Origin of the sequence: Kitasatospora phosalacinea, assembly GCF_000717185.1 — a bacterium.
Classification (GTDB): Bacteria; Actinomycetota; Actinomycetes; order Streptomycetales; family Streptomycetaceae; genus Kitasatospora; species Kitasatospora phosalacinea_A.
Genome location: NZ_JNYE01000164.1, coordinates 1 through 8,522, shown reverse-complemented (window position 1 = coordinate 8,522; position 8,522 = coordinate 1). Strand labels below are relative to the sequence as shown.

At 74.7% G+C, this 8,522-nt stretch carries 8 protein-coding genes; 5 read left to right on the top strand and 3 right to left on the bottom strand.

What is annotated here, in order from left to right:
- The 4 genes from OO57_RS36625 to OO57_RS36610 all read left to right on the top strand — a co-directional run.
- Positions 1-187, top strand: a 187-nt coding sequence (locus tag OO57_RS36625) for an SDR family oxidoreductase (RefSeq protein WP_033257157.1), incomplete at its 5' end; no start/stop codon positions are given.
- 182 nt (positions 188-369) lie between these two features.
- A complete protein-coding gene (locus OO57_RS47120; RefSeq protein ID WP_158715369.1) occupies positions 370-1,833 on the top strand; it encodes a tetratricopeptide repeat protein in 1,464 nt (487 codons plus the stop codon).
- Positions 1,834-2,006: 173 nt separating this feature from the next.
- Positions 2,007-3,389, top strand: coding sequence for an MFS transporter (locus OO57_RS36615; RefSeq protein WP_199811397.1), 1,383 nt, complete (start codon positions 2,007-2,009; stop codon positions 3,387-3,389).
- Positions 3,390-3,619: 230 nt separating this feature from the next.
- Positions 3,620-5,101 carry an alpha/beta hydrolase family esterase gene (locus tag OO57_RS36610; RefSeq protein ID WP_033257155.1) on the top strand — a complete coding sequence of 494 codons (1,482 nt, stop codon included), beginning with the start codon at positions 3,620-3,622 and terminating at the stop codon, positions 5,099-5,101.
- A gap of 143 nt (positions 5,102-5,244) precedes the next feature.
- Here the strand turns inward: OO57_RS36610 and OO57_RS36605 are convergent, their stop codons facing one another.
- From OO57_RS36605 to OO57_RS36595, 3 genes are all read right to left on the bottom strand, one after another.
- Positions 5,245-5,940 carry a hemerythrin domain-containing protein gene (locus OO57_RS36605; protein ID WP_033257154.1) on the bottom strand — a complete coding sequence of 232 codons (696 nt, stop codon included), beginning with the start codon at positions 5,938-5,940 and terminating at the stop codon, positions 5,245-5,247.
- 269 nt (positions 5,941-6,209) lie between these two features.
- Positions 6,210-6,884, bottom strand: a complete 675-nt coding sequence (locus OO57_RS36600) for a CBS domain-containing protein (protein ID WP_033257153.1) — start codon at positions 6,882-6,884, stop codon at positions 6,210-6,212.
- A gap of 41 nt (positions 6,885-6,925) precedes the next feature.
- Positions 6,926-7,372, bottom strand: coding sequence for a universal stress protein (locus OO57_RS36595; protein WP_033257151.1), 447 nt, complete (start codon positions 7,370-7,372; stop codon positions 6,926-6,928).
- A gap of 185 nt (positions 7,373-7,557) precedes the next feature.
- On the opposite strand from OO57_RS36595, the gene OO57_RS36590 reads away from it, so the two are divergent.
- Positions 7,558-8,430 carry a universal stress protein gene (locus OO57_RS36590; RefSeq protein WP_033257158.1) on the top strand — a complete coding sequence of 291 codons (873 nt, stop codon included), beginning with the start codon at positions 7,558-7,560 and terminating at the stop codon, positions 8,428-8,430.
- Positions 8,431-8,522: the final 92 nt, after the last annotated feature.

Below are 8,522 nucleotides of genomic sequence, written 5' to 3'. Positions count from 1 at the left end.
GCAGGCGCTGGCGCACGGCATCCACGAGGACGAGGTGGTCGAGCGGATCATGCTCGACCGCACCGCCGTGAAGCGGCTGATCGAACCGGACGAGGTCGCACAGGCGGTGCTGTTCCTGTGCGGCCCGCACACCGGCTACGTCACGGGCGCCTCGATCCCGCTGGACGGCGGGTGGACCGCGCACTGAGCCGCCCCGCGCAGCACCCCGCCCCGGCTGACCCGTCTCAACGAAGTTTGATCTGTCTCATCGAAGTTCGACTGGTGCGAACTCGTCTCATCGGAGCTTGACGTCGTAGGTCAGATGCCCGCCGTGAGCATCTTGGCTTCGGTTGAGCGGAGGGTGTCGGCGCTGGTCCATAGGGTGCCCGCGTGAACATCGACGATCTTTCCTGGCAGGCGTGGCACCACGGTGGCGTCTCCCCGCGGATGGTGCGGACCCTCCTCGACCTGGGGCAGCTGGACCTGCTGGTCCGGGCGGCGCGGGAGCACGGGGACTGGAACTGCGCGCAGGCGGCGGCCCGGGAGTTGTGTGCGGCCGGGGAGTTCGATCGGGCGCTGGCCCTGGTGGACCCGTTCACGGATATCGGCTGGCGGGCCGCCGAGTGGGTCACCGCCGAGATCATGATCCGCCGGGGCGAGAGCGACGAGGCACTCGCGAGGGCGCGCCCGGACCCCGCCGAGCTGGGCGACGGCCACGTGTGCGCCCGCTACGCCGAGCTGCTGTCGCAGGCCGGACGGGTGGAGGAGGCCGTCGACGTGCTCACGCACCACCTCGGGCAGTACTGGCTCCGCTCCCGCCTGGTCGAGATCACCGAGGGCCGGGGACACGACGACCTGGTCCTGGACGTGCTCACGCGGGAGGCGGAGCGCCTGGAGCGCATCGAGGGCGCGGGGTGCGAGCGGTGCGGCGGGTTCTGCGGGACGGGCCGAACGGAACGCTGGGACGTGCTGCTGCTGATCTCCCGGGTGCTGGAGCGGGCCGGGCGCACGGACGAGGCCGTCGAGGTCCTGCGCACCGAGCGGGCCTCGGGCCGGCGACACCCCACCAACTTCCCGGAGGAGTACGCGGAACTCCTCGCCCGGCAGGGCCTGATCGACGAGCTGGAGGCCCTGGCTGCCGAAGACCACCGCTCCGCTCTCGACGTGTACGCGAAGGCGCTGGAGGACGCGGGGCGGGCGTCCGAGGCTGAGGCCGTGCTGCGCGACGGGATCGAGGCCCACGGCCATCCGAAGGACCGGGCGGCGTTGATGCGCCTCCTCGTCCGCCAGGGGAGGGTCGACGAAGCCGTCGAGACCGGTCGGCCCACCTACGAGTACTACGACTGCTGGAACTTCCTTCAATGGGCGCTGGAACTGCTCGTCGAGGACGGCCGACCCGGCCGGGCACTCGAAATCCTGGGCGAGCGCACCGACGAATACGTCAAGGAGCACCCGGACCACGTTCACGACCTGCGGATCTGGCTGCTGGGCGAGGCAGGCCGCTACCAGGAGGGCATCGCGGAGGCCACCGCCCTCAACGAGCGGCAGCCCGGCCTGTGGGACTCCGCGCCGGCCCGACTGCTGGAGCGTGACGGACGGCTGGAGGAAGCCCTCGCGCTGCTCCGCTCCTCCACCCACCACATGGTCCGCCACGACTTGCCCGAGATGCTGATCAAGCACGGCCGCCCGGCCGAGGCCTTCGACGCCATCCCCACGATCGCCGAGAGCCGCGCGGCTGCCGAACGCCGGGAACGGGAACGGGAACGGGAACGGAAACGGGAGGTGGTGGAGCGGCGGGAGCAGGACGATCCCTGGGCCGCTACGGACGGGTTCAGCGTGGAGCCCCCGTTCTAGCCAGGGGGACCGCGGTCAAACTCCGGTGAGACGGGACACCGGCCCGGTGGTGGGGGGCACCCACACCCCCGCCCGCCGAACTGTGGATCCTTCCCACATAGGCCCGTGAACTGCGGGTTCCTACGGTGTGGCGACGTCCCTCCCCACCCTCACCCACCCGGAATCGGTGACCCATGGCCAGCTCCACCCCCGCCGGGAACGGCACGCCCCCCGCTCCCCGGCCAGCGGCCCTGCGCCGCGTCGTCGCCGCCTCGCTGATCGGCACCACCATCGAGTGGTACGACTACTTCCTGTACGGCTCGGCGGCCGCCCTGGTCTTCGGCCGGGTGTTCTTCCCCGAGGCCGACCCGCTGACCGGCACCCTGCTGTCCTTCCTCACCTACGCCATCGGCTTCGCCGCCCGCCCGCTCGGCGCCCTGGTCTTCGGGCACTACGGCGACCGGATCGGCCGCAAGAAGCTGCTGGTGCTGAGCCTGCTGCTGATGGGCGGCGCGACCGCGCTGATCGGCTGCGTCCCGAGCTACGCCAGCATCGGCGTCGCGGCGCCGGTCCTCCTCACCTTCCTGCGCCTGGTGCAGGGCTTCGCCCTCGGCGGCGAGTGGGGCGGCGCGGTGCTGCTGGTCTCCGAGCACGGCGACCCGAAGCGCCGCGGCTTCTGGGCGTCCTGGCCGCAGGGCGGCGCCCCGGCCGGGAACCTGCTCGCGGTCGGCGTGCTCGACCTGATGACCTTCGTGCAGAGCGACGAGCAGTTCCTCGCCTGGGGCTGGCGCGTCCCGTTCCTGTTCTCCGCGGTGCTGGTGATGGTCGGCCTGTGGATCCGCCTCGCCGTCGACGAGTCGCCGGTCTTCAAGGAGGCCCTCGCCCGGGCCGAGGCGCGCAAGGCCGTGCAGCAGGAGGCCGAGCAGCCCCCGCTGCTCGCCGTGCTGCGCCACCACTGGCGCGAGGTGCTGGTCGCGATGGGCGCCCGGATGGCCGAGAACATCTCGTACTACGTGCTGACCACCTTCGTGCTGGCGTACTGCGTGGGGCACCTGGGGCTCGACAAGCAGACCGCGCTGAACGCCGTCCTGATCGCCTCCGCCGTGCAGTTCGCGCTGATCCCGCTGTTCGGCGCGCTGTCCGACCGGGTCGGCCGCAAGCCGGTCTACCTGGTCGGCGCGGCGGGCGTCGGCGTCTGGGCGTGGGTCTTCTTCGGGCTGCTGGACACCGAGTCGTTCCCGGCGATCCTGCTGGCGATCACCGTCGGCCTGGTCTTCCACAGCGCGATGTACGCCCCGCAGGCCGCGTTCTTCTCCGAGATGTTCGCGACCCGGATGCGCTACTCCGGCGCGTCGATCGGCGCCCAGTTCGCCTCCGTCGCGGCCGGGGCGCCCGCCCCGCTGATCGCCACCGCGCTGCTGAAGGACTACGGCAGCTCCACCCCGATCTCCCTGTACGTCACCGTCGCCGCCGTGATCACCCTGGTCGCCGTCCTGTGCGCCCGGGAGACCCGCGGCCGCGACCTCGCCGACCCGGAGCAGCAGCCCCGGGAGGAGAAGACCCCCAGCGGGGTGTGACCCGCCGCCCGCCGTCCTCCCGCCTCCCCTTCGGCGGGCAGGCCGGGAGGCATGGCGCGCCCGCACATGACGGCCCGGCCGAGGGTGGATGCCGCAGCCATTACCGGGCCTTGCCAGGGATCGCATGATGCACGTCCACGGCCCGCCGCACCGGCCCCCGACGGCCCCACCCGTCCGGGCCGCCCGGTGGAGCCCGCGGTCGTGCCCACCCCCCACCCAGGAGCTCCCTCATGACCCTGCCCGGCAACTCCCGCACCAGAGCCGCCCGCCGCTGGATCCCGGCGGCCACCGGCGCCCTCGCGCTCGCGGCCGGCCTGCTGACGGCCGGCGCCCCCACCGCCGCCGCCGCGGGCCTCACCCAGGTGAGCAGCTTCGGCTCCAACCCCGGCAACCTCGCGATGTACGCGTACGCGCCCGACGGCCTGGGCACCGGCCGCCCGCTGGTGATCGCCCTGCACGGCTGTTCGCAGAGCGCCTCCGACTACCACGCGCACTCCGGTTGGGCGCAGTTCGCCGACCAGTACAAGTTCGCGGTGGTCTACCCGCAGACCGGCTCGTCCAACAACTCGCTCAGCTGCTTCCGCTGGTTCGACCCCGCGCAGAGCACCCGCGGCAAGGGCGAGGCGCTCTCGATCAAGCAGATGGTCGACAAGGCCGTCGCGCAGTACGGCAGCGACACCGGCCGGGTGTACGTCACCGGCCTGTCCGCGGGCGGCGGCCAGGCCGCCAACCTGCTCGCCGACTACCCGGACGTCTTCGCGGGCGGCGCCATCGACTCCGGCCTGGGCGCGCAGTGCGCCACCACCCAGAGCGGCGCCAGCAGTTGCCAGTACGGCAGCATGAACCTCTCACCCGCCCAGTGGGGCGACAAGGTCCGCAACTCGTACCCCGGCTACACCGGCCGCTACCCGCGGGTGGCGATCTGGCAGGGCAGCTCCGACTACACGGTCTACCCCGTCAACGGCACCGAGCTGCGCGACCAGTGGACCAACGCCTGGGGCATCTCGCAGACCGCCTCCAGCACCCGGTCCCTCCCCGGCAACACCACGCTGACCAGCTACGACGACGCCGACGGCAAGCCCGCCGTCCAGCTGTACTCGATCGCCGGCATGGGCCACGGCCTCGCCGTCGACCCGGGCTCCGGCACCGGCCAGTGCGGCTCCACCGGCGCGTACTACCTCGACACCATCTGCTCCAGCTACTACACCGCCGCGTTCTGGGGCCTCGACGGCTCCGGCGGCTCCGGCGGCTCCGGCGGCACCACCGCGCTCCCGGCCCCGACCGGCCTCGCGGTGAGTTCCACCACCGACACGACGGCGACGCTGGGCTGGTCGGCGGTCAGCGGGGCCTCGTCGTACCACGTGTACCGGGGCGGGGTGAAGGTCGGTGCTACGGCGGGGACTTCGTACACCGACTCGGGTCTGAGCGCGGGCACCGGCTACGCGTACACCGTGGCGGCGGTCGACTCCTCCGGCACCGTCGGCGCGCAGTCCGCCGCGGTCACCGCGACCACCACCGCGGGCCCCTACACCCCGCAGTGCTTCACCGGCAGCAACTACGCCCAGGTCGGCGCGGGCCGCGCCCACACCGGCGGCGGCTACACCTACGCCAACGGCTCCAACCAGAACATGGGCCTGTACAACCTGTTCACCACCCACACCCTCAAGGAGACCGCGGACGGCTACTACGTGATCTCCGACAGCGGCTGCTGACCCCTCACCACCGGGCAGCCCCTGCCCAGCCCCTGCCCCGTCCCGCCTCGGACGGGGCGGGGCTCCCGTCGGTCAGGGCGCGGCGGCCGGCGGGTCCGGGTGGCGGCGTACCCGCCGGGACGGGCCGGGCGGGGGAGCGGCTGCTACGCCCGGGGGGCCGCGGTGCCGGTCCCGCGGACGCGGGTGGTGGTGCGCCGGTAGAGACGGGTGCCGAGGGTGCGCCACAGGAGGCGGGCCGGGGCGGGCATCTGCGAGAGGAACAGCTGTCGTTCCTGCGGGGTCGCGTCCTCCAGGATCGCGCCGAGGAAGACCAGGAGCTTGGCCTTGGGCACGCTGCGGCGCCCGCGCTCGCCGACCTCGGACCACTCGCCGGGCGTGATGTGGAGGGCCATCAGGGGCAGCAGGTGCGCTTCCTCGTCGTCCATGTGGGCGGCGGCGTGCCGGTCCAGCGCGCGCAGGGCCCCGGCGAGGCGCAGGGCGGTGTCGCGGTCCGCCCCGGCGCGCCAGCGGCGCGAGAGTGCGGTGGCCGCGGCGAGCGCACCGGCGACGCCCTCGTGCTGGTCCGCCATCCGTGCTACCACGTCGTCGCCGGGAGCGGCGCGCTCGCGCAGCTTGGGCCACAGCAGGTCGTCCTCGCCCTCGTGGTGCTCGCCCAGGGCGCCGAGGACCAGGTCGAGGTGGTCGGCCAGCACGGCGGTGCGCCGCCGGTCGCCCGGCGCGGCGGCTTCGACCAGGTCGGCCAGGAGCGGTACCTCGCGGCGGAAGACGCGGTGCAGGACGACCATCTCCTGCGGGTCGAGACGCCCGTCGGCGCCGACCGGGGCGGTGGTGGGGGACATCTGCTCCGCTTCCGCGGGGAACGGAGATCGTTCCGGGGAGCCGCAGCCTAGTACGTCGACGCCGCCCGGTCCGACGGCTGCCGGGCCGGCCCGTCCAGCCGTGTACGCAGGGCCCGCGTCCGGGGCCGGTGCCCGCGTCCGGCCGGGCGGGTCGGCGGGTCCTCGCGGGTGCGCCGGGGAGGCCGACGCCGCCCCGGGGCCTGCCCCCTCACCGGGCAGCGGCCCGTGGCGCAGCCGGTGCAGGGGCGGGCCCGGCGGGCAGCGGGTGCTCAGCGCTCCGCCGCGGCGCGCACCGTGTCGTCCTCGCGGTGGCCGAGCAGCACGGTGACGTCCACGACGCCGTCCACGCTGCGGCACAGGCGTTCCAGCACGCCGACCAGGCTGCGCCGCTCCACCGTGCCGGTCAGGGTGACCCGGCCGTCCTCGACCGTGACGCCGAGGGCGTCCGGGGACAGGCCCAGCGTCCGGTCGAGGAGGTCGTGGCGGATCTCCTCCCGGATCGCCCGGTCCTGCCGCAGGAAGACCCGCAGCAGGTCGCCGCGGCTGACGATGCCGATCAGCCGCCCGGCCTCGTCGACGACGGGCAGCCGCTTGAGGTGCGCGTGCTGCATCCGGCGGGCGGCCTCGACGGCCGTCCACTCGGGGCGGCAGCACAGCGCCGGACGGCTCATCAGCCCGTCCGCGGTGGTGGCCCGGCTGCGGGCGGCCTGCTCCGGCGCCAGGCGGGGGGTGAGCAGCAGCCCGGACGGGTCCTCCCGGGCGCACTCGCCGAGCAGCAGGTCCGCCTCGGAGACGATCCCGACGGGCCGGTCCTCGGCGTCCAGCACGGGCACGGCCGTGATGTCGTGCTCCGCCAGCAGCCGGGCGATCTCCTTGAACCCCGTCCCGGGCCGCACGCTCACCACCGGACGGGTCATCAGCTGTCCCACGGTTCGGTGTCGCATCGTCGTTCCTCTCTCCGTTCCTGTCCGTGCGCGGTCGCGGGTCACGGAGCGTCGTGGCGGACCACGACGACCGGGCAGGGCGCGTGCTGGACGCAGTGCTGGCCGACCGATCCCAGCAGCGCCCCGCTGAAGCCGCCGAAGCCGCGGCTCCCGACGACCAGCAGCTCGGCGCCGCGCGCCGCGGCCAGCAGGGCCGCTACCGCGCCGCCCTTGACCACCCGGGTGGCGATCCGCACCGGGCGCCCGGGGCCGGACACCTCGGCGACGGCGTTGTCGAGGATCTTGTGCGCGATGGCGGCCCCGAACTCCTCGTCGTCGGGGTGCCCGCTCCAGCCCGGGGCGGACGGGTGCAGCCAGGCGGTCACCGCCTCGACGTCCGCCCCGACCGCGTGCGCCTGGCCGACGGCCCAGCGCAACGCGTCGACGGAGGCGGGGGAGCCGTCCACCCCGACCACGATCCTCCGCGGTGCCGCGTCCTGTTCCCGCATGGCGTTCCTCCCCTGGTTCGGTGTTCCCGGTGGTGACCCCACCCTCCTCCCCGCGGTGCCCGGCGGCGTAGGGCCGCAGGGGCCGACCCGGGGGACCATCGGTCCCTGCCGGGGCGGCCGCCGGGAGCGCCAGCATGGCACCGGAGGCGGGACACCGGGTCACCGCCGAACGGGAGGGAACGGCCATGGCGGACGGAATCGTGACCGGGTTCGACGGATCGGCGCGCTCCGGGGCCGCGGTCGACTGGGCCGCCGCCGAGGCGGCACGGCGGGGCGTGCCGCTGCGCGTCGTGCACGCCTGGCCCTGGCTCGGCCAGGCCGACGGCGACGGGCCCGCGGCGGCTCCCCGCCGGGGCGCCCTGCGGGAGCTGGACGGGGTCGCCGACCGGCTGCGCAGCGCCCACCCCGGGCTGGACGTGGTCACCGAGGCGGTGGCCGACGACCCCGCCGACGCCCTGCTCGCCCGCGCCGCCGGCCACCGGCTCGTGGTACTGGGCTCGCGCGGCCTCGGCGGTTTCGCCGGGCTGCTGGTGGGCTCGGTCGGGCTGGCCGTCGCCGCCCGCAGCACCACCCCGGTGGTCCTGGTCCGCGACGGCGCGCCCGCCAACGGTGCCGACGGTGCCGACGAGGGTGCCGACCGCCCCGAGGTCGTCGTCGGGGTGGCGGGCGGGTCCTCCGCGGCGGTGCTGGAGTTCGCGTTCGCCGAGGCGGAGCTCCGGGGAGCGCGGGTGCGGGCGGTGCACGGGTGGGAGGCGGTCCCGTTCTGGACCGCGGCGGGCTGGGTGCCGCCGCAGGAGGACGTCGAACTCCGGGGCGCCGGGATCCGGGACGGACTGCTCCAGGTGCTCGCGCCCCTCCGGGCGGCGCACCCCGGGGTGGAAGCGGTGGTCGAGACCAGGACCGGGGGCGCGGCGCCCGCGCTGGTCGCCGCGTCCGCCCGCGCCGACCTGGTCGTGGTCGGCCGCCGCGAGCACCGCCTGGGCACCCGGCTCGGCGCGGTCGCCCACGCGGCGGTCCACCACTGCACGGCCCCGGTCGCCGTCGTCCCGCACGGCTGACAGTGAGGATGTGTAGTGGCTCCTCCGGCGGGTCTGACCCACCGGCTGACCGACGCCGACTGGCTGTCCTCCAGCGGATTTGTCGGCCCGCA